This window comes from Allorhodopirellula heiligendammensis, assembly GCF_007860105.1.
In the GTDB taxonomy this organism is placed as follows: Bacteria; Planctomycetota; Planctomycetia; order Pirellulales; family Pirellulaceae; genus Rhodopirellula; species Rhodopirellula heiligendammensis.
This window is the reverse complement of the sequence record NZ_SJPU01000001.1, coordinates 459,670-480,074: the sequence shown is the minus strand read 5'-3', so window position 1 is coordinate 480,074 and position 20,405 is coordinate 459,670. Positions and strand designations below refer to the sequence as shown.

The window sequence follows — 20,405 nt, the reverse complement described above, 5'->3', positions numbered from 1 at the left end:
TGACAAAGAGATTGGCAGCAAGCACGGGTGATCACAGAGATCACCCGTGCCAGGAGAATTGCTGTCGTTTGTGCGATGTTGACGATCGACGTCAGCACAAAAAGATTTGTGTTGGCTCGTTTACTGCTCGACGACGACCTCGTTATTCTGAGCAGTACTCATCGGCTGCCAGATTTTCAGATTATCAACGGAGTCGGTGACGAAGCGGACGCCGCCATCGGCCATCAATACGTTTACCCCACCGGTGTGATAGCTGCGTGCTGCTGCGTAGACTTCAGCGGTGTCGCGTACTTCTAAGCATTCCAAGCGGTCCTTGCTATCGATGGTCGTGGTTGTAGACGGATCGTTGATCTCATCACCGCAGGCTGCTAATACATCTTTCTCGTTTGAGTTGGGGTTCCGGAAGGCCGAGAAGATCGTGGCGCCCATTGCTGGAGACATCCAGACTCCACGAATGTCGGTTCGCGAGTCAGCGGCGATGATTTCACTCATGGCGATCGTGTTACTCAAACCATCAGTAAAATCTCGGCTCTGCATGCCGTTGCTGTTTTGAAAGCGATCCCCGGCAAAGGTGCCGTCGGGGGTGATGTTGAGGATTTGGTCTTGATGGGCGTAATGAGTGCCAAAGGCGCCGCGTGTCTCAGGCTTCTCCCAAGACAGCATATCTCCTGAGCCCCAGCACGCTGCATAGTTATTGCCCTTTGCGAGCGCTTCGAGCCCATAGCTGCCGTCGGAGAATTGAGTCCGAATCGCGGGAGCGGACGGGCAATGGTCGAACGAAGCGAGTTGCTCTCGCCCCAGGTGCCCAGTAAATTCGTGGTATTCGCAATCGTCGCAAGGGTTGGAGGTGTGGCTATCCGAACGAGATTCCTCACAGATCTTCACCCGTTCCCACATCGCGGGTTGTTCCATATATGGAAACAGCATCACGAGCCAGTGCCATCCCAACTCGTTCTGTCCGTGCTGCCAACCTCCCGTTTTGAATCGGTTGCCCGACTCGTCGTAGTTGACATTGCCAGGTGGAAAAGCATTGAAGGCCGACATGTGGTTGTGCATGCCCAGGCCGAGTTGTTTCATGTTGTTCTGGCATTGCATCCGGCGGGCGGCTTCACGCGCCGCTTGAACGGCTGGCAGTAACAGTCCCACGAGGACGCCAATGATGGCAATGACGACTAACAACTCAACGAGTGTAAAGCCACGTTGTCTGAGCGCCGTGGGTACCTGAGTTCTGTGCGGTCGACGATGCATTCGATAATTCCTAAGTCGAGTTCTAAAACAATTGATGTGTGTCGCGGGGGATTAAAACAGGTGCGTGTTGCGTTTAAGTGTGGGAATGATGAAGATCGCTTGAAGACGGGCCCCACAATAGCGAACGCGGTGGGAATCCCCGTTAGGGGGTTCTAGGGAGCGTGTGCAATGCTTCGTCTCACAGAGTCGATGGAAATCGAATCGTCTGAAACCTGCGTCTTCATTGATTCTCGTAAACGATGCGTAAGGCATCCTTTACGGAGGAGAACCGGAGAACTATTCAGCCAGCCCGGGCGAAACACCCGACGCCTGTGTTACGACACACAGAACCGTCGATCCACGAGGTCTTTCCCTATCGAGCTTTGCGGTCTCCTCGCAGGGGATGCGAAATCCGGTGGTTGCTTTTGCCGTCGCCGCGATTTTCAGGTGCGTCAGGGAAGTTGTAAGCAGCCGAAATGGTCTCTCGACATGGATGTCAGCATGGATGCCGATTGAGCTTGCAGGTTTGGATCCAACTCGACAGCGAGCGCCGCATGCTGCCCGGCCAATTTGGTCTTTTGGTGCTCGCTATAACATTGAGCCAACAGCAAATGACTTTCTGCAGTGGGCGATAGGTCAACGAGCGTCTGGTAGGCGTGCTCCTCCAACGTGCGTTTGCCCAAACGTCGTGCCGCGAATCCGACTCCCTTCCATGCGCTAGCCAAGCTGAGCTGCTTGCGATCACTCTCCGGCTGTGTCTGCCAATAGGCGACCGCACTCTGATAGGCAGCAAGACTTTTTGAGAAGTGTTCCTGTCGCTGCCAGCAAAGTCCCTGGTAGTCCAAGCAGGTGGGACGAAATCGTGGATCGCGGCGCAGAGGACTGAGTAACTGCAGGGCGTCGTCGAGACGATCCAAATGCATCAGCAACGTGATCCTTCGTCCGACCTCGGCAATCGGCGGTTGTGTCCGAAGCGGTCGTCGAACCTCCTCTTCCATCTGCTCGACCGTCCGCTGGAGCTCCGGGATCAGCGACAGCAGTGCTTTATCATGGACGATGCCACCTGGCACGATCTCCGCCATTGTTCGTGCGTGTCGCTCGGCGGTTGCAAAGCGACGGGAATCCAAACTGTTCTCTAGATCGATGCGGATCCCATCGGCGACCGCATCCGCATAGGCAGCCGGAATTAGAAAAGCAATGGCGATCAGCATCGCCTTGGGACGCCAAGAACTGGTCAGGTACGCGGGCAATTGGATTTCCGCCCCCAGAACACGACACACCAACAACAGAATTATCATCGATATCGTGGCCACTGTACCGCGGACGAGCGTGAGCGAACCCATTCCGAGTCCTCCCGCCAGATTGATTGATTGTGCAACGGCAACCATGATGATTGCCAGTGCGAGCAATCCGCAGGCGATGCAAAGTTTCACGATGCCGCGTGTGTTGCGTAGTAGGTCAACAGCGAACAGTGAAAGCGGAAGAGTTGCAATCAAACAGCAGGCGACGACATCCCAGCGACCGAATAACGGAATGACGCCGTCGGTAGACCCGAATGCTCTGCTTGCTAGAAACACGGCAGCGAGCACAGCACCGATCAGGACGAGCCATGCAAAGGAAATAGCAGACGAGGCGGTATTCATGTTGCGACAGGTGCCCGATGTGCCGTCTTGGCGGAAGACTTGCGAGATTTCCAGATCATGCCATCAAAACAATAGTGCCAAAACGCGACTACGATATTGATGAATACCCATAGTTCAAAATAACCTCGCGACAGAGCGTAGTTACCCAGTCCGATAACCACGACAAACATGACTAAGAATAAAAGCCACATTTGCGAGAGTCGAACCAGCGGATTCGTTTTGCCTGAGGTCTGGGGCCCACTCATGGACCAGGTCACGATCGACATATATTCCAATGAGTGGAAAATGGCTGAAGCCAGCGCAAGTGCTACAACATACTGACTGTTTTCATAATGCGACGCGAGCAAGAGCGAAGCAAATAACGTCATGACGCTGCTCAAGTACATCACGCTGGCGAGCGATGTGTCGTGCGTGACAAAACATTGGATGAGCTGCCGAATAACGAGTCCAGCGGGGATGGCCAAGGCAAACCAGTCGACTGTCGAGACCCATTGGAAGCCTTCGAACGGACCCTCTGTCCATCCCCAACCTGCCACCCGAGCAATCGTGTAAAGCATGAAGCCTCGGAAAAGTGCTTTCTCGAACCCCACGGCCAGTCGGCTTGGTGCGGCGGGAGGTATGGCTCGGCCTGTGTTGGATTTGCGCTGATAAATACGAAAGACGCCGTGGTGTTGCGAGGCGAAGTGCCACGCATTCCATACATAGTCAATCACACCTAGGCATAGTAGCGAGCCCGTTCCCAACTTCAGACAGAGACACCCGATCAGAATCGCTGTCCCGAATGCTAGGAACTGTCGGCGGCGATCTCGACCCTTATGGTGATCCACGCTGACCAATACCAGCGTGATCCAGCGATGGGGGGCGGTTACAAAATAGATTTGCCAGAACAGGAGGCTCTGGTGCGTCGTCAGTCCGCCAAAACAATCCACCATTAAAAGCAACGGCCAAAATGCATTGGCAACGAAAAACAGGTCAATTGCTGGTGAGAATAGAAAACCTCCTCTGGCCTGTGAGCTCTCTGTCGAGTTTGGTTTTGAGTCGCCGTCGGAGGCGATCACACCGGAATCGCTGGTTCTGCGAATGCGACCATTCGCTCGCTGCGGCTCACGTGAGGGAGCAGATGAGTTCGATTGGGGGCGAACCAAAGTGGACATTATTTACCCGCGTGCCGATCGGCACTCCATGCGTTAGTGGATTGCAGAGGACTGCTCTTTGCACTGGAATGCTTCTCGGGAATTCGAATCCAGTGATCGTGGAACGAGATTCCTGAGCTCCAAGGTACGAGCGGCATGTGACACTCGATGCAGTCATCGTTGCCGCTATGGGCAGCCTCGCTCAGTGAGCCCTCCGCATGGCACTGCCTGCATTGATCGACCGAGCGGGCACGGTCGTGAGAGACCGAATCGTGAGGGTCATGGCAGGTTGAGCAAGTCAAATTACCAGGGGTTTCCAAGTAGCAGCGACTGCGCTGAATTCCGTAGGGCTGAAAACGAGCCAGGTCATGCGGCTCCATATCGGGCGTGACCGAAGATGCGTCACGATGGCATGACGCACATGCGGACATGTAGTCGGCCGCTGTTTCATATTGCAGCATCGGTTTGGCCTCTTCAGCCCGCCCTTGGTGAGCCAGTTCGACATGCTTTTTGCGAGGGCCGTGACACCGCTCACAACCCACATTTTCGACAACCAGCGAGTTAATGATCGGCAGACTTCGAGGCGGCATCGATGTACTGTGACAGCCCAAGCACGCGCGTATGTCAGCATCATCCATGGGGCGTCCAAAGCATTCAAGAGAATCGTTTGCGAAGGCGTCAAAACGTTCGTGGTCAGGTGTGACGCCGACGCGATCATCTTCGGGGAAGTAGCTCCACCGAAGCTCGACACCCCGCTGAGTTGCCTCATCGACGGCAATGGGGGTCTGGGCGTGGCTGCCTGAGCCAAGCAACCACGTCACGGGGACCAAAATTTCCTTTCGTGTTTGTTCGCGGACCATGAACTGGCCATCGGCCTGGCTGAATTCAAAGACTTGATCGCGGCGAGGGTCAGGATAGCTATCACTCTTTGCCAGCTTTTTTGCGAGGGGCGATTGGCTCATCAGCAATGCGGTGTGTGAGTGTCCCGATCGCTGATGCGCTTCGTATTCACTCTGATGGCATTCCGCGCAGGCCTGGTCTCCGGCAAAGTTTGTCGCGATCAGGCTGTTCCAGCCTCGCACCTGCTGTTGGACGTGAGGGGGGAGCCTCGCTAGCACACGACGAGAAACATCATCAGGACTCTGCTCGGATTGTGGAGGGAGTGAACTGCGAGAGGAACTGGTGGAAAGCCACTGCCCTCCGGCCCAGCTAGTAATCAACCAAGCCGTGCCCGTGGCAATCAGGATCAATGCCAGCAGATCGCCACGCAGGAGCGTTCGCAACACAATGTGCCTTTGCTCTCGGTGATCCACGGGGATCGATTCTTTACTGATTGCTTCTCGATTTCCCATCGCGATGGCGAGCGTTAGCCCAGCGGAGCATCCTTTAGCTTCCACTGGCCATCGACTCGTTGCAGTGTCCAGGTTTGCTCTGTTTCTGCAACGTTGCTGGCTCGACTGCTACGAGATTCACCCGATGAGGTTGCGTGAACGCCGCCGAATATTTTGACAGGAACGGTCACGGTATCTCCGTCGTAAGTCGCTTCTCCAGTCACTTGGTATCCGCGGGTGCCGTATGCTTTGCGATCATCCGGCACGGCACCAGTGACGAAAGCACTGGCAAACATTTGGTCGTCGCCGGCGAGATCGCCCAAGCCTTCCACGCTTGCAAACACGTTTTGCTCGTCCGTTGGCTGGATAGCTCCCGAGGATCCACAGCCTGTGGCAATGCATAAGTGCAACGCGAGTAAGAGACCCAATAGATGTCGTTTCTTCATTTCCTAATTCTTATATATGTAGAGATTTGAATTGGTAAGGACTAAGTTGTGGCGGACTATAGTTCTTCAAGTACTTCATTGTTCTGTGCGGTGCTCAATGGTCGCCAGATTTTCAAATTATCGACCGAGTCACTGATGAATCGAACACTTCCGTCAGCCATTAGAACATTCACGCCGCCGGTATGGTGGCTGCGAGCGGCTGCGTAGATCTCGGCGGTATCGCGTTGCTCGAGGCATTCCAACCGGTCGGCGGCATTGATCGTCGTGGTCGTTGACGCATCGGTAAGTTCATCACCACACGCCGCCAGGATGTCTTTGACATTTGTGTTGGGGTTTTCGAACGCGGAGAAAATCGTGGCGCCCATGGCAGGAGACATCCAAACTCCACGGATGTCAGTTTTTGAGTCAGCCGCAAGAATCTCGCTCATCGCCATCGTATTGCTCAAGCCATCGGTGAAGTCGCGGCTTTGCATGCCCTTGCCATTTTGGAAGCGATCTCCCGCAGAGGTCTGCCCGTTGGCTGTCGTGATGATCTGTTCTTGGTTAACAAAATGCGTACCGAACGCACCCCGTGTTTCGGTGTGCTCCCACGACAGCATGTCGCCCGAACCCCAACATGCAGCGTAGTTATTGCCCTTGCCGAGCGCTTCGAGTCCATAGCTACCGTCGGAAAACTGCGTCCGCACGGCAGGGGCCGAAGGACATTGATCAAAAGACGGCAGTTGTTCGCGTCCCAGGTTCCCAATGAGATCGATGGACTCGCAGTGGTCGCAGGGATTCGACGTATGCTCTGTCGCGCGAGTTTCTTCGCACTGCTGAACGAGTTGCCACATGGCAGGTTGTTCCATGTAGGGAAACAGCATCACGAGCCAGTGCCAGCCCATTTCATTCTGACCATGCTGCCAACCGCCGGTTTTATAGCGGTTGCCCGCTTCGTCATAGTTCACGCTTCCTGGGGGAAACGCATTGAAGGCAGACATATGATTGTGCATGGCCAAGCCGAATTGTTTCATGTTGTTCTGGCACTGCATTCGACGGGCCGCTTCACGGGCTGCTTGGACAGCCGGTAGCAGTAGCCCCACTAACACGCCGATGATGGCAATGACCACCAACAATTCGACGAGCGTAAAACCTGGTTGGAGGCGATGCGGAACCGCCTGGGATTGATGTTGAATCCGCCGCATTTGTGAAATCCTTGGTTGAGTTTTGATTTGTTTGACTTGTGTCGGGCGAGATTAAAACAACTTCATATTGATTTTGGGTTTGGAATGCGTGAAGAAAGCATGAAGAGGCGCATGGTGTAAACCAATGCGTCCTAACGGAACCATGAGCATTCACTATGGAGGAGCCAGCCCCGCTCAGCGAGGAAATGCGCAAAAGAAACTTGCGAATATGTGGGCTGATTCGGCAAACGCGTATTCATGAGAGGCCCAGGGAAACCGAGTGCCCGCCAGGGTCATCAGGCGTTGGCATCATTGCTCGCAAACGGGCATCGTGGACAAACTACACGCTTTGGCTGGATAAGCTGCGGTTAGCAATGCCGCGAGAGAGATACGCTTCGGATTGAGCGTAGTGAATGAGAAGGTCTATTCGGGGGTGTCGTGGGTAAATCCAGCACACCTGGCTCACAGCTGCGAAACCCACGATAAACCAGGATGGACCAATGAGAACCGCGAGCGAGATTAGGTCGACAGATTACTCAGGACTCGGTTGATTTCGCACAACTGGAATCAAGTTGATCATCATTCCAAGACGAGGCTTTCGCGGAGTCGCGAAAGTTATATCCCACGCCGCGGACCGTTTCGATCAGATGGGCGTTCTCACCCATCTTTTTACGCAGAGAGCGTACGTGAACATCAATGGTACGTTCGAGCACGAGAGTATCATCACCGAGTGCTGCATCGATGAGCTCGAACCGGCTAAACACACGGCCGGGTTGGCGGATGAGCGATTCCAGTAGACGGAACTCGCTGCGTGTGAGCCGGACAGGCTCGCCGTGGATGGTCACGCTATGCCGAACCGGGTCGATGCGAATGCCCTGGTTCTCGACCAAGGATTCGCCCGGAGGCTGAGTTTCACGCCGGCACAATGACTTGACACGCTCCATCAGCACTTTGACGCTGAATGGCTTGGTGACGTAATCGTCAGCACCCAATGAAAAGCCAATCAGTTGATCGGTCTCTTCGGCTTTGGCCGTCAGCATCAACACACGAACTTTTGCTGTCGCGGGGTCTGCCCGTAGTCGCCGGCACACCTCAAGTCCATCGAGAACCGGTAGCATCAGGTCGAGGATCACCACACCAGGAAGCTTCAACTTGGCTTGTCGAAGTCCATCTTCGCCGTCGGTAGCGAGCAGCACTTCGTACCCTTCACGCTGTAGGTTGTAAGCGACAATCTCGGCTAGAGAATGGTCGTCTTCAATCAATAAAACGGTTGGTTTCGCCATTGTCTTGTACGATACAATTACAGGTGAATGAGTGAGGAGTTCAATTGGCTATGCCGCTTCAAATTTCGGCGGCTACCGATGTCGGATGATTTCGCCGTCGACCAGATAGATCGCATCTTCAGCAATGTTCGTTGCGTGGTCGCCAATTCTCGCGAGGTGTCGTATTGCTGAAAAGCAATGAAGTGCGGGGATGACGAAAGCACTTTTGGCCTGCATCGTTTGCTGCAACAGTTCAATTAAGTGCTCGTTAAGTTCATCGACGATATTGTCTCTCTGAATGACTTCGCGGGCCGCGGCGGTATCCAGGTGCACGAACGCATCGAGGGCACCCCGCACCATACTTCGCACGTGCGCTACCATCGGCTCAACGCCTTTGGGGATGGGGAACTCGGGGTACTCACGAACACCTCTCGCACGGTCAGCGATATTCACTGCCAAGTCAGCAATCCGCTCCAGGTCATTGTTCACTTTGACAACTGTCGCAATCCGCCGAAGATCCATGGCAACGGGGTGATGCAATGCCAACATTTTTAAGCACTCCTCCTCGATTGCAACCTCATAACGGTCGACGGTATCGTCCTCGGCTGTCACCTGATCGCACAATTCCAGCCTGCCGTCACGCAGGGCCATGGCGGCCATGCCAATCATGTCCTCTACGATCGTGCACAGCGAAAGGATATCGCGGTGCAATCGATCCATATCTCGATCGAGATGCTTGGTCATATTATGTTACCCGAATTTGCCGGTGACGTAGTCTTCCGTTTGTCTCATGGCCGGCCGGGTAAAGACCTGATCGGTGGTACCAAACTCAACCACCTTACCTTGATAGAAAAATGCGGTCATGTCGGAAACCCGAGATGCTTGCTGCATGTTGTGTGTCACAATGACGATCGTGAACTGTTGTCTCAGTTCGAAGATCAGATCCTCGATCGCGCTGGTGGAAATGGGGTCGAGGGCCGAGCAAGGTTCATCCATCAGCAGCACTTCGGGCCCCGTCGCAATGGTTCGCGCGATGCACACTCGCTGTTGTTGTCCGCCACTGAGGCCGAGCGCGGGCTTGCGAAGACGGTCTTTGACTTCGCTCCAAACCGCTGCTTTACGCAGAGACCACTCGACTAAATCATCGAGTTCGGATCGCGAAAGTTTGAGATGCAATCGCGCCCCATAGGCGACGTTATCGTAGATAGACTTGGGGAATGGATTGGGCTTTTGAAACACAATTCCGACTTGCCGACGCAATTCCACCACGTCCGTACTCGATGCCAAAACATCCAAGTCGTGTAGGTGCAATTGGCCGGTTGCCCGCGCGGTGGGAACGATGTCGTTCATGCGATTGATCCACCGCAGAAGAGTTGTCTTGCCGCAACCGCTTGGCCCAATGAACCCGGTGACTTGCTTTGCCGGAATCTGCAAGCTGATATTCTTAATCGCTTGGAATTCACCGTAATAGGCATTGAAGTTATCAAATGAAATCGCAATTTCAGTCGGCGACTTCGTGCCAGCGGAATCCTCCGTAGCGGGGGCACTGCCCATTTGTTTACGCATGTCAGGTGACCCGAGGGATTCCATGCGTTCGAGATCCAGTGTGCCCGCCGGGTTAGGATTAACTTTTGTTGTTGTCATGAGAGTGACTTTTGTGCGGTTTGACGGATGAACACGGCGATGGCGTTGAACGACAGGAGAATCACCAAAAGCACAATGATTCCCTGGGCAGCGACGGCGTGAAACTCTTGTTGGGGCTGCGACGCCCAATTGAATATCTGCAACGGCATCACAGAGAAATCATCCATGAGATTCGCGGGGCTCGCTCCCACATAGATTATGCCACAGATAATCAAGATCGGCGCAGCTTCGCCAATGGCTCGGCTCATGGCGAGGATTGACCCCGTCATGATCCCCGGAATTGCACACGGTAACGTGACGTTCTGAACGGTCTGCCAACGCGTCGCTCCGATTCCGAACGAAGCCTCACGCAGCGATTCAGGGACGCCTCGCAAGGCTTCTTGCGAGGCAATGATCACGACCGGCAGGATAACGAGCATCAACGTCAGACCGCCGGTCAGAACACCTCGACCGAACGGGAATCGAAAATAGTACCAAGCCTTGTCGCTAATGATTCCCGATTCGGCATCGCTGCGAAGCGTCACCGCCCGCAGTTCAGGGGATTTGGGCAGCGGATCTCGAGCTCCAATGACGTTGACCTGAACCAGAGTTCCGGAGCTCGTCAGTGCCGTCATTGGGCTCGCTACAACGGTAGCGGATGCCTGCTGATTTTTGACTGGGACTCGCAGGATGCGATCGCCTTCGCTGAGGAATTGATGGAAATAATTAACTCCAACTTCGACAGCAGGTGCTCGGGAACTTCCCAAGAGCCCGAACATTCCTGCGAATACGGTCAAGCCAATCATTCCGTAGACGACCGATGGGACGCTGGCTAGATTGCTAATGTTGAGCTGTACAAAGCTCTGGAACATCTTGGCAAATTTGCTGCGGGCGGGGAATTCCTCCAAAAAGATGGCGGTCGCGACGCCAATCGGCAATGCGAATAAAGCACAGACACTACATACCCAAATGGATCCGAACATGGCGGGTTGGATCCCCGCTTCCGATGGTACTGAACTTGGTGCCGACCGAATGAAGTGCCAATTCATTCCTGGCAATCCCGCATACAAGATTGAGCCTAGCAGGACGGCCAGAATCACAATCGAAGCGAACGCGGTCAGCATGCAAAAACGCACAAAGAAGCGGTCCACCCGGTGGCGATTTTTTAGCGAGCGACGGTGTGAATCGCCCACGCGAGGAGGCTGCGGAATCAGTTCGTTAGGAGCCAGCGATGGTAGTTGGCCTTCAAGATCGATGTTCACTGATACTCCTCGCGGAATCGATTTCGAACCAGGGTCCCGATCACGGTTAGCGAGAACGTGATCAGAAACAAAACTGCAGCAACGGCGTACATTGAGAAATATCCCATGCCTTGATGACTCGCGTCACCCAAACACATCTGCACGATCCAACCGGTCATGGTCTGTACCTCTTGGCGAGGATCCAATGTCATGCGTGCCGTCGCTCCCGCTGCGAGTGCAACAATCATTGTCTCACCGATTGCGCGAGAGATTGATAGTAAACAGGCCGATACAATTCCCGAAAGCGCCGCAGGGACAACAACGGTCGTTGCGACGTCAAACCGAGTTGCTCCCAGGCCATAGGCGGCGTCGCGAAGGCTGCGGGGGACCGCGCGGAGGGCATCTTCCGCTAGTGAGCAAACCGTCGGCAAGCACAGGATACCGACAGCTATCCCGGCACTGAGGGCATTGTAGATGTTGAACCCTTCGTGCAGAAACTTCAGCCCCGGCGTGATTACCATCAGCGCAAAATAACCATACACAACGGTCGGAATGCCCGCTAAGACCTCGAGCGTAGGCTTCAGGATCGAGCGTAGTCGGCGAGAGGCGTATTCACTGAGGTAGATCGCCGTCACCATCCCGAGTGGCAGAGCGACGACCATGGCCACCCCTGTCACCAATAGCGTGCCACAGACTAGCGGCCATACCCCGATTTCACCGCCGATCAGTGGCGACCACTTGGTTCCACCCACAAAATCAGCGAAACGAACACTGTCAAGTCCAAAGAATCGAATCGACTCTCGCAGGAGGACGACGATGATCGTGAACGTAATGAATACCGACAAGGCTGAACATGCCAGCAACAGGCCACGAACGCAGCGGTCACGCAGCCTGGCTGCGGTGCGAGACCGACGTCGCGATGGATGATGAACTAGTTGCGAGATATCGCTCGCGGAAAGGTCCATTGACACAGCTTACTCCGCACCGACCAAGCGGTCGGCCAGGTACAGCTCCGCCAAGGTGCCAGACTGCTTCTTCATTTCGGAGTTGAGAAAGTGGGTGCCGGACAGGCGGTTTTCAAAATGTTCGGTCGCCCGCTCGTAGATCGCTGCTGGCAGAGCAACATAATTCACTTGCTCAGCAAGAGTCCCGGCATTTTGTAAGTAGTACTTGATGAACTGTTTGACCTCGGGCCGCTTGAGGGATTTAACATTGACATACAAGAACAATGGACGGCCGAAGGGCGCGTAGGTGCCGTCCTCAATGGTTTCCGCGGTGGGGCCAACAGCCAATCCCGTTTCAGGATTGACGATTTTGACAGCTTTGATTTTGTCTTGGTTGGCAAAGTAGTAGGACGCACCGAAGAAGCCGATTGCGCCTTTTTCGCCGGCAACGCCATTGACCAAATTATTGTCATCTTCGCTGACTGACATGTCGTCACGCGGATGTTCGATGTCCTTATTCTTGGCCACCACATCGCCGAAGAAATAGTCAAATGTCCCTGAGTCCGTTCCCGGTGCGTAGATCTTAATCTCTGTGTCAGGCCAGTCTGCATTGACGTCTTGCCAGGTTGTCGCGCCTCCCTCTTTCAGGAAAATTGCTTTCAGTTGGTCTACCGTTAGTGATTCGATGAAGTCATTTTCCTTGTTGACGACAATGGATAGTCCATCATAGGCAACCGGCAGTTCCACAAACCCAACGCCATGTTTCTGGCATTCCGCCAGTTCGTCGGCCTTGATCGGGCGTGAGGCATCAGAAATATCGGTTTCACCAAGAGCAAAGCGTCCGAAGCCGCCACCCGTGCCAGAGATCGCGACCGTGACGCGGACATTTTGAAAGTCCTTCTCGAAGGATTCTGCCGCCGCGGTGCTGATTGGTGCGACCGTACTGGACCCGTCGATACTGATGGCACCTTCGATATCCTGGACCTCGCTGCTGAAATCATCGATTCCGGTGGCCTCCGGCGTGACGTCGGAACCTGTGTGGTCGCGACAGCCTGCCGCAGCAAATATGAGGGAAAACCCAATCATGCATAGGAGAACGGGCGGGAAATGAAACCGTTGTCGAGCAGAGTTCCTCAGCGCCATCGAAATATCTCCTGTCAGTGTTGCTGTACCATGTGTGTGGGAGCGAGATACTAGGGCAGGATGATTAAGATCGTGTTAAGAAAATGTGTGCGGGCGGTGAAAACTAGGCCTGAGGTTGGGGCCGCGATCAGCTCACGGCGGCGGGCAGGTACACACGAAAGGTCGTGCCTTGTCCCCGGACGCTTTCGAGTTCGACAGTTCCATCGAACGCCAGGCAAAGATGCTTCACAATCGACAATCCCAACCCGGTCCCTCCCAGATCGCGCGAGCGAGCTTCATCAACGCGGTAGAAACGTTCAAAAATCCGGGTTTGATGTTCCTCCGCTATTCCAATCCCGGTGTCTTGGACCTCCAAAATGCACCGTCCTGCATCGCTGCGCCAACGAATCGTAACGGTACCGTCCTCGGGGGTGTATTTGACCGCGTTGCTGAGCAGGTTATCGAGTACCGTCCTCAAGCCGTCCTCATCCGCGACAACGATAGCGCGATGGCTAGGCGGTTCGACAACAAGTTGAATTCGCTTTTGCTTTGCAGACTGAGCATACTGGGTTACGCTCGAATCCACGACACTACGCAACCCAACCTGCGTGATGTCGAATGCCTCCTCGCCTGCTTCTACCCGGGCGATATGCAGCATGTCCACAATCAGCTGATTGAGACGTTCGGCTTGCTCCTCGATCCGGCTGACGAAGCGAAGATTATTCTCTTGGTCATTGATCGCACCCCCGCGGAGCGTTTCGGCGTAGGCTTTGATCGAGGCCAAAGGCGTCTTGAGTTCGTGGGAGACGTTGGCGACGAATTGATGACGCAAGCTTTCCAGCCTCCGTAACTCGGAGATGTCGTGGAGAACAACGAGCACGCCTGGCGACGGATGGCCGGGGAGGCTTGTGGCGCGAACGGCGAGGTCACGTCTGACAGCGCCCTCGGATACGAATTCTGTTTTTACCGTGCCGCCGGTCCGCAAGCATTTCATCACGGCATCGTGCAGTGGCCGACAACGCGCCAGCTCCAACAGCGGTCGGCCCACTGCGTCGGACATGCCCAGCATCCGGCGACTGGCGTCATTGGCCATCACCATGTTTTCGTCGGCGTCGACAGCAATGATCCCTTCGAGCAAGTTGCCCAGTACTGTGGACAATTGCTGGTTGCGTTCGCGGAGTTGGCCAAAGCGGATAGCAAGCTCGCTCTGCATCTGAATGAAGGCCGTTGATAATGTCCCGACTTCGTCACTGCTGTGCACTCGCTCGAGCCCCTGAGACTTGCCCTCGGTGATCGCCTGGACGTTCCTTGTTAGCAGCGCCAAGGGATGAATGATGCGGCCGATTACCATATTGGTAAGGACGGTCGCGATCAAACCAAACATGAGTGTGAAGGTCAGCAGGTATCGTCTAGTATCGGCCATGCGTTGGCTGATTGCGTCGGTGCGGGTCGCGATCCGAACGAAGGCATACCGATCGGGACTGAGCTGGACACGCAGTGCCAGATAAAACATTTCGATTCGTAGGGTGGGGCTCTCTCGAGTAGCGGTGCCCACGCCCTCTTTCGCAGCCTGAATCAGTTCGGGGCGGTTGGCATGATCTAGCATCGAGAGTGGACTTCGGTCCGAATCAGCCAGCACCACGCCGATGGAATTGACGATTGTGATCCGTAACTCTGTTTGGTCGGCGAGTCGCTGGACAAGTCGCTGCAGATCAGGTTGACTCAGTGGCAGAACATCATCTTGGACGCTCGCGGCAAGCGAATCGCGAACATGGCTGCTGAGCACGACAGCAGTTTCAAACAGGCGCTGCTCGGTTTGGCGATTCAACTCAGAGCGTTGCGATGAATTGACGACGTAGAGCAATGCCGTCGCCAACGCGAGGCTGAGCCCCACGTTTACCGCAAAGAGTTTCCAGAAGAGCCGTGAAGACCACATCGATTTATCAAACATTCAGAGAGAGGCACGGTGCGCCGGCACGCCAGCGGTGGACGGCAACGCAGGTCAAGGCGATAAAATTGTCAACGCAGTGGAGTTGGGACAATCGACGATCAGCACGGAGACACCTGATTTTCAGAAGACCTTTCGGCGCGTTCGGATTATTAAACGACTCGATTGCAGCCGGTGAGGGTGGTAACGCCAGACTAGGTTCACAGCCATAGTTTCAAGCGGTCGTTGAGCATGTCTGGCAGCGCCTTTTTAACGAATCGCTTAATCTGGGTATCGGTGCAGCGGGTCGAAAGGTGAGCGCCAATCACCAGTTCGTTGTTGAATTCATGTTGCCGCTCGCGGTAGTCGTCCACATGCATATGCCCGTGCTTGTGGATTTTGTCGCGGCGGTGCTCCGGCGCAGCAAACGTCAACTCGCTGATGAGGATCTTTGCATCGTAGAATTCGGGGTTGTCGTCGAGTCCCTGCGGTGCCGTATCGCCGGTGTACGCAAACAGGGGCACTCGAAGTTCGGTCGTGATTTCAGTTCCGGCCTGACGCAGGTTGCGAATCTCATCTCCAGGCAGGCCGAGAAACTCGGGTTTCAGTTTGTGTCGACGTTGATAGACAATGAACCCGAGTGCCTCGATCGTGTGCTTAACCGCCACGCTCTTGACGATGATTTCACGACCGATGGGTGTTTCATCTCCACCAATCAATCCGATCAGTTCGCAGGGCATGGCACCGCGGTCGAGCGAGCGGAAATGCTGCAACATCTTCCACGTGGGATCGACGGCGCAGTCGGGAAGATAGATTACCGGCGGGTCCATCTTCATCATTCTGCGACGCGATACATAGGCAGGTAACGCGGCGATATGATCCAAATGGGCATGGGAGATAAACATTGTGGGAGTGCCCATGAAGTCCCATGGTTGGACTCCGGCATCGAATAGCAGCTTTAATTCATTGACTCGCCAACATGTCTGCACGGCGGCGCGCGAGTACCCTTCGATGGTCAGGCCATCATGGAGGTGCGAGAGGAGGGGAACATTCTCAGTCATATGTGAGTGCAGGTCAGCTAGTGGGCGCTTCCTAAGCGGGCAGGAGCAGGCAGGGGAAGAAATAACTTAACCGGTCAGTGGTGATGGCGTAATGCTGGCGCACTGATTGTCGCGGGCAGGCACGCCGAATTGCGATTGCAAGGGTTGTGGCAGCATGAACGGTCCAGCAGTACAGAGAATCAAGAGGCCGGAATTTCGATAAAAAACAGAAAAAACGTCGAAGTCGATCAAGGTCTACGGTGGTGTCTGCCGATTGGGAGGGTGGTAGAGCGATTCAATCGATCGACAATAACTCGTTTTCAACGAAGTGTGAAACATGGACGATGCACGCACCCCTCAGCATGTAGCGCGGTCACCGCGCCACCACTCTCAAGGTTCACGCCGCGATACTCGTCGGCAACTCCTCGCGACGCTACTGATTGGCGGGGCGGTGAGCCTGTCATCGACCGGGTGTGCTGGCCGTTCGATGTCATTGGCCTCGATGAATCCATTTCAGGGCAAACCTGATGCAGTGGCTGAAACAGAGGAGAAGACACCCAACAAGCTCGTTTCCACAACCAGCAAGATGGCGACAGACACCGTGACGGCGTCGAGAAGCCTCGTCTCGAAGACGTCGAGCAAAATCGGTAGCTGGTTTGGTCGGGACAGTGAGACGACGAGTGAAGCGGATCCATTGACGCTCGATGGCGATCCTGAGGAGCTCCAGCCCGATGTCTTCGTCGCCAACGGTCAGCTCTGGGAATCCACTGGGAATCTTACCAAAGCGATGGAAAGTTACGCCCAGGCACTCGAAAGCGATCCTAAAAACGGGGCCGCTCTGACGAGTATCGCGCGACTGCATTTCCGCGAGGGCCGTTACCCGGAGTCGGCGGAGTACTTCCAAAAAGCGATCGCCCAAAGTCCCGAAGATGCGGCATTGTACAACGATCTGGGTCTCACCCTGAGCAAATTGAACCAGCATGAAATGGCTGCTCAAACGCTAACCAGAGCGCTCGAGTTGGCGCCAGGGACCTCGCGATATGCCAATAATCTAGCCAGCGTGTATTTTGAATCCGGGAAGGCGGACGAGGCACTTGAGGTTCTCAAAGCGAATAACAAAGCTGCCGTCGCTCACTTCAATATGGCCTTCCTGTACTACAAGAAGGGCCAGACGGACCAGGCGAAGGTGCAGCTAAGCGAGTCACTGGTTTACGAGAACGAAGCGTCGTCGGATCCCGCGACCAAACGTGCGATCGATCGATCACGTGAGATGCTGGCACAGCTGGACATGAGTGGAACCGCGCCGACGCAGCCTGCTGATCTTCCTCGGGAGATCGGACCTGCAGCAGGGCCATCGGCGGTCATCGCTGCGGCCCCGGCTCACCGCTCGAGCCAGGCACCTCAAGTGCTTGGACAGATGGCGCCGCAGGCGAAACCCAGCATTCCGACGACGGCGGTCAGCTATCAGGATCCACGCAGCTATATGTCGCCGCAGTTGCCTGCCGACGGTGGTGCCGCGAGTCCGGCTGCCCAGCCGGCAGCGACTCCAGCACCAAGTTCGCCTGGACCGACAGCGCCAGCCAGCTCGGAGCCCGAAAAGACTCCCGCGTCCAACGCAGAGGCCGCCCCAGCCAGCACCGGTTTCGCACTCCCGGGCGGCTTTCAGTTCCCAGGCACATAAGCTTTGCGAGCAGTTGAGGACTACGAAAAAGGCCCGATCGGAAATCCGATCGGGCCTTTTTGTTTGGCAGTGTTATAAAGCCATCTTTCGCTGGGCGAATGACAGCCAAGAACATCTTGATGGTGAAGGGTCGAGTCCCCTGTAGCTTGGGTGTGTGTCTCAGAGAGCCACGCCGACTGCGTAGAGACTCAGTTGACCGCTCGCCCCAAGCTACAAGCGGCCCCAAGCGACAAGCCGGCCCTCAAGCTACAAATTCAGACCTAGGATTCTTCGCCGGTCGGGAAGAGAGGCCCGGCACTGCCGAGTCCACCCTTGAGGCTACCTTCGTCGAGCGTTGCGGGGACGCCGGACTCAGCTGCTTCCGCGGCTGCGGCTGACTTCTCTTGTTCTTCGCTCCAGCCGACTCGCTTGAGCGACAGGCCGATCTTGCGTTCGTCGGTATCAACGCGAAGCACTTTGACCTCGATCGAATCGCCAACCTTGACCACTTCTTCGGGGTCTTCCACCTTGTGGTCAGCCAATTCGCTAACGTGGAGCAGTCCTTCGAGGCCATCTTCGAGGCCGATAAAGACGCCAAAGTTGGTGATCTTGGTGACTTCGCCCTTCACCAATTGGCCGGGCTGGTACTTGTCAGGAATGTCGCCATCCCACGGATCGTTATCGAGTTGTTTCAGACCCAAGGCGATACGACGACGCTGTTCATCGACGCTAAGGATACGGCACTCGATTTCCTGGCCCTTCTCCAGAACTTCGCTGGGGTGAGCGATCTTGCGGGTCCACGACATGTCGCTGACGTGCAGCAAGCCGTCGATGCCTTCCTCGAGTTCGATAAATGCCCCGTAGTTGGTGAGGTTTCGCACCTTGCCGGTGACGTCCTTGCCTTCGGGATATTTCTCGAGCACGTCGTCCCATGGGTTCTTCAGGGTCTGCTTCATGCCGAGCGACAGCTGTTGGCCTTCGGGGTCGACACCGAGAATCATGACCTCGATTTGGTCACCGATGTTAACCAATTCGCTGGGGTGGTTGACGCGTTTGGTCCAGCTCATTTCGCTGATGTGGACCAAGCCTTCGATGCCTGGTTCGAGTTTGACGAACGCACCGTAGCTCATCACGTTGACAACTTCGCCCGGATGTCGTGATTCGACAGGGTACTTGCCTTCGATGTTTTCCCACGGGTTGCGATCTTTTTGCTTCAGACCCAAGGCGATTTTTTGTTTCTCGCGATCGATGTGGAGCACCTTGACTTCGATTTCTTGATCGATCGAAACCATTTCGGTGGGGTGGCCGATGCGTTCCCACGCCATATCGGTGATATGCAGCAAGCCATCGATGCCGCCAAGGTCGACGAACGCTCCGAAGTCGGCAATGTTCTTGACGATCCCGGTGCGGATTTGGCCGACTTCGAGTTCCTGCATCAGGTAGGTGCGATCTTCTTCGCGTTGACGCTCAATCAGGCTACGGCGGCTGATGACAATATTGCGACGGGTGTCGTCAATCTTGAGCACTTCGGCTTGCACGACCCGGCCGATGAAATCGCCAATGTCGCCGGGGCGGCGGATATCGACTTGGCTGCCCGGCAGGAAGACGTTGACGCCGATATCGACGAGTAAACCGCCCTTGATCTTGCGGATGACGGTACCGGTGACCACTTGGCCCTCGGCAACGGTTTCCATCATCTCTTCCCACTCGATGATCTTTTCAGCTTTTCGCTTGCTCAGCGAGATCATGCCGTAAGGATCGTCGGCGGCTCCGAGTTCGTCCTCCATCTCTTCGATGAGGACCTTGACCACATCACCGACCTTCGGTGGATCTTCTTCGGGGCCCCATTCGTCCAGGCCAACGGTGCCTTCGCTCTTGAAGCCGACGTCGACTAACGCCCATTCGTCGTTGAGTTCAACGATCCGGCCTTCGACGATATTTCCTGAATTGTAATCTTGCTCTTCAGCAGCAAAATTCTCGATCATCCATTCTTCGACCTCATCCTCCGGAGCCATGAGGGCCAAATCTGCCAGGATATCGTCGTCTTCAAGTGAACGGATGAGGTTGCGGTTGACCATGAATCAATACCAGGGGTGAAACGAACTAGCGAGCATTGGTCCGAGTGGCTCGCGGAGGCTCACCCCGATGGGGTTGAAGGGAGTTGTTAGAAGGGGGACCAGTTTTGGGCGATACAGCCTAGTGGGGTAGGCTACCAAACAAGTAATAGCGTCACAACGGCGTTGTCGTGGAAAGTCGCCAGAGATTCGCGGTTTTGCGCTCTAGACAGCGTCCCTCCGGCTTTCCTAAAAGCGGGAGGTTCGTAGATCCAACCGCTACTGTTTCGCAAAGAGAAAACCATGGAATTCAACTTTTTTGACTGGCTCCGTGACGGCGTTCGTCAATCCGTCCTCCTCGGTGTGAGCGATGCTGTCGAGCAGATCGGCACTCCCGATAACGCATCGGAGATCAACCCGGAAGTCGCCGCCCTGTTTGGAGACGCCAGTAGTTCGGGGGGGACGGCCACCAAGCGGAAACGTGTCACTCGTAAGGGGACTACCCAGAAACGTCTCGGCAAATCACTGCAAGAACTCAATCCTCCGGCCAAATAAGGCGTTGGAGCGATTCAGATAGGGCTCATGACGA

General features: G+C 55.2%; 17 protein-coding genes. 2 read left to right on the top strand and 15 right to left on the bottom strand.

What is annotated here, in order from left to right; genetic code table 11:
* Positions 1-120: 120 nt before the first annotated feature.
* The 14 genes from Poly21_RS01790 to Poly21_RS01725 form a co-directional block, all read right to left on the bottom strand.
* Positions 121-1,248: a DUF1559 domain-containing protein gene (locus Poly21_RS01790; protein ID WP_146405333.1), complete on the bottom strand. Its 1,128-nt coding sequence runs from the start codon at positions 1,246-1,248 to the stop codon at positions 121-123.
* 431 nt (positions 1,249-1,679) lie between these two features.
* Entirely contained in the window at positions 1,680-2,870 is a 1,191-nt protein-coding gene (locus Poly21_RS01785; protein ID WP_146405332.1) for a tetratricopeptide repeat protein, read from the bottom strand.
* Positions 2,867-4,024, bottom strand: coding sequence for a hypothetical protein (locus tag Poly21_RS01780; protein WP_302117208.1), 1,158 nt, complete (start codon positions 4,022-4,024; stop codon positions 2,867-2,869). Before Poly21_RS01780 ends, Poly21_RS01785 begins: the two co-directional genes overlap by 4 nt.
* A complete protein-coding gene (locus tag Poly21_RS01775; RefSeq protein WP_302117207.1) occupies positions 4,024-5,400 on the bottom strand; it encodes a multiheme c-type cytochrome in 1,377 nt (458 codons plus the stop codon). The genes Poly21_RS01780 and Poly21_RS01775 overlap by 1 nt, the downstream gene beginning before the upstream one ends.
* Positions 5,370-5,780, bottom strand: coding sequence for a hypothetical protein (locus tag Poly21_RS01770; protein WP_146405331.1), 411 nt, complete (start codon positions 5,778-5,780; stop codon positions 5,370-5,372). The genes Poly21_RS01775 and Poly21_RS01770 overlap by 31 nt, the downstream gene beginning before the upstream one ends.
* A gap of 56 nt (positions 5,781-5,836) precedes the next feature.
* Positions 5,837-6,964 (bottom strand): DUF1559 family PulG-like putative transporter, encoded by a 1,128-nt coding sequence (locus Poly21_RS01765; RefSeq protein WP_146405330.1) that lies wholly within the window; start codon positions 6,962-6,964, stop codon positions 5,837-5,839.
* A gap of 515 nt (positions 6,965-7,479) precedes the next feature.
* Positions 7,480-8,226, bottom strand: a complete 747-nt coding sequence (locus Poly21_RS01760) for a response regulator (RefSeq protein ID WP_146405329.1) — start codon at positions 8,224-8,226, stop codon at positions 7,480-7,482.
* A 72-nt stretch (positions 8,227-8,298) separates the two neighbouring features.
* Positions 8,299-8,949 (bottom strand): phosphate signaling complex protein PhoU, encoded by a 651-nt coding sequence (gene phoU, locus Poly21_RS01755; RefSeq protein WP_146405328.1) that lies wholly within the window; start codon positions 8,947-8,949, stop codon positions 8,299-8,301.
* 6 nt (positions 8,950-8,955) lie between these two features.
* Positions 8,956-9,849 (bottom strand): phosphate ABC transporter ATP-binding protein PstB, encoded by an 894-nt coding sequence (pstB, locus tag Poly21_RS01750; protein ID WP_436967466.1) that lies wholly within the window; start codon positions 9,847-9,849, stop codon positions 8,956-8,958.
* Positions 9,846-11,090 (bottom strand): PstA family ABC transporter permease, encoded by a 1,245-nt coding sequence (locus Poly21_RS01745; protein ID WP_146405327.1) that lies wholly within the window; start codon positions 11,088-11,090, stop codon positions 9,846-9,848. The genes pstB and Poly21_RS01745 overlap by 4 nt, the downstream gene beginning before the upstream one ends.
* Positions 11,087-12,034, bottom strand: a complete 948-nt coding sequence (gene pstC / locus Poly21_RS01740) for a phosphate ABC transporter permease subunit PstC (RefSeq protein ID WP_146406770.1) — start codon at positions 12,032-12,034, stop codon at positions 11,087-11,089. Before pstC ends, Poly21_RS01745 begins: the two co-directional genes overlap by 4 nt.
* 9 nt (positions 12,035-12,043) lie before the next feature.
* Positions 12,044-13,156 (bottom strand): PstS family phosphate ABC transporter substrate-binding protein, encoded by a 1,113-nt coding sequence (locus Poly21_RS01735; RefSeq protein ID WP_146405326.1) that lies wholly within the window; start codon positions 13,154-13,156, stop codon positions 12,044-12,046.
* A gap of 127 nt (positions 13,157-13,283) precedes the next feature.
* A complete protein-coding gene (locus Poly21_RS01730) occupies positions 13,284-15,086 on the bottom strand; it encodes a sensor histidine kinase (protein WP_302117206.1) in 1,803 nt (600 codons plus the stop codon).
* Positions 15,087-15,283: 197 nt separating this feature from the next.
* Positions 15,284-16,123, bottom strand: coding sequence for an MBL fold metallo-hydrolase (locus Poly21_RS01725; RefSeq protein WP_146405324.1), 840 nt, complete (start codon positions 16,121-16,123; stop codon positions 15,284-15,286).
* A 316-nt stretch (positions 16,124-16,439) separates the two neighbouring features.
* Between Poly21_RS01725 and Poly21_RS01720 the strand changes: the two genes are divergently transcribed.
* Entirely contained in the window at positions 16,440-17,783 is a 1,344-nt protein-coding gene (locus tag Poly21_RS01720; RefSeq protein WP_302117205.1) for a tetratricopeptide repeat protein, read from the top strand.
* A 260-nt stretch (positions 17,784-18,043) separates the two neighbouring features.
* Here Poly21_RS01720 and Poly21_RS01715 read toward each other — a convergent pair whose 3' ends face one another.
* The gene (locus tag Poly21_RS01715; protein ID WP_146405323.1) at positions 18,044-19,840 is read right to left on the bottom strand and encodes a 30S ribosomal protein S1; all 1,797 of its coding nucleotides are present in this window, start codon (positions 19,838-19,840) and stop codon (positions 18,044-18,046) included.
* A 279-nt stretch (positions 19,841-20,119) separates the two neighbouring features.
* Between Poly21_RS01715 and Poly21_RS01710 the strand changes: the two genes are divergently transcribed.
* The gene (locus Poly21_RS01710; RefSeq protein ID WP_146405322.1) at positions 20,120-20,371 is read left to right on the top strand and encodes a hypothetical protein; all 252 of its coding nucleotides are present in this window, start codon (positions 20,120-20,122) and stop codon (positions 20,369-20,371) included.
* Positions 20,372-20,405 lie beyond the last annotated feature (34 nt).

Bases quoted from the DNA above. Each gene is read 5' to 3' on its own strand.
- Poly21_RS01790 (WP_146405333.1), bottom strand. From the start codon at position 1,248: ATGCATCGTCGACCGCACAGAACTCAGGTACCCACGGCGCTCAGACAA.
- Poly21_RS01785 (WP_146405332.1), bottom strand. From the start codon at position 2,870: ATGAATACCGCCTCGTCTGCTATTTCCTTTGCATGGCTCGTCCTGATC.
- Poly21_RS01780 (WP_302117208.1), bottom strand. From the start codon at position 4,024: ATGTCCACTTTGGTTCGCCCCCAATCGAACTCATCTGCTCCCTCACGT.
- Poly21_RS01770 (WP_146405331.1), bottom strand. From the start codon at position 5,780: ATGAAGAAACGACATCTATTGGGTCTCTTACTCGCGTTGCACTTATGC.
- Poly21_RS01765 (WP_146405330.1), bottom strand. From the start codon at position 6,964: ATGCGGCGGATTCAACATCAATCCCAGGCGGTTCCGCATCGCCTCCAA.
- Poly21_RS01760 (WP_146405329.1), bottom strand. From the start codon at position 8,226: ATGGCGAAACCAACCGTTTTATTGATTGAAGACGACCATTCTCTAGCC.
- phoU (WP_146405328.1), bottom strand. From the start codon at position 8,949: ATGACCAAGCATCTCGATCGAGATATGGATCGATTGCACCGCGATATC.
- pstB (WP_436967466.1), bottom strand. From the start codon at position 9,849: ATGACAACAACAAAAGTTAATCCTAACCCGGCGGGCACACTGGATCTC.
- pstC (WP_146406770.1), bottom strand. From the start codon at position 12,034: ATGGACCTTTCCGCGAGCGATATCTCGCAACTAGTTCATCATCCATCG.
- Poly21_RS01735 (WP_146405326.1), bottom strand. From the start codon at position 13,156: ATGGCGCTGAGGAACTCTGCTCGACAACGGTTTCATTTCCCGCCCGTT.
- Poly21_RS01730 (WP_302117206.1), bottom strand. From the start codon at position 15,086: ATGTTTGATAAATCGATGTGGTCTTCACGGCTCTTCTGGAAACTCTTT.
- Poly21_RS01725 (WP_146405324.1), bottom strand. From the start codon at position 16,123: ATGACTGAGAATGTTCCCCTCCTCTCGCACCTCCATGATGGCCTGACC.
- Poly21_RS01720 (WP_302117205.1), top strand. From the start codon at position 16,440: ATGGACGATGCACGCACCCCTCAGCATGTAGCGCGGTCACCGCGCCAC.
- Poly21_RS01715 (WP_146405323.1), bottom strand. From the start codon at position 19,840: ATGGTCAACCGCAACCTCATCCGTTCACTTGAAGACGACGATATCCTG.
- Poly21_RS01710 (WP_146405322.1), top strand. From the start codon at position 20,120: ATGGAATTCAACTTTTTTGACTGGCTCCGTGACGGCGTTCGTCAATCC.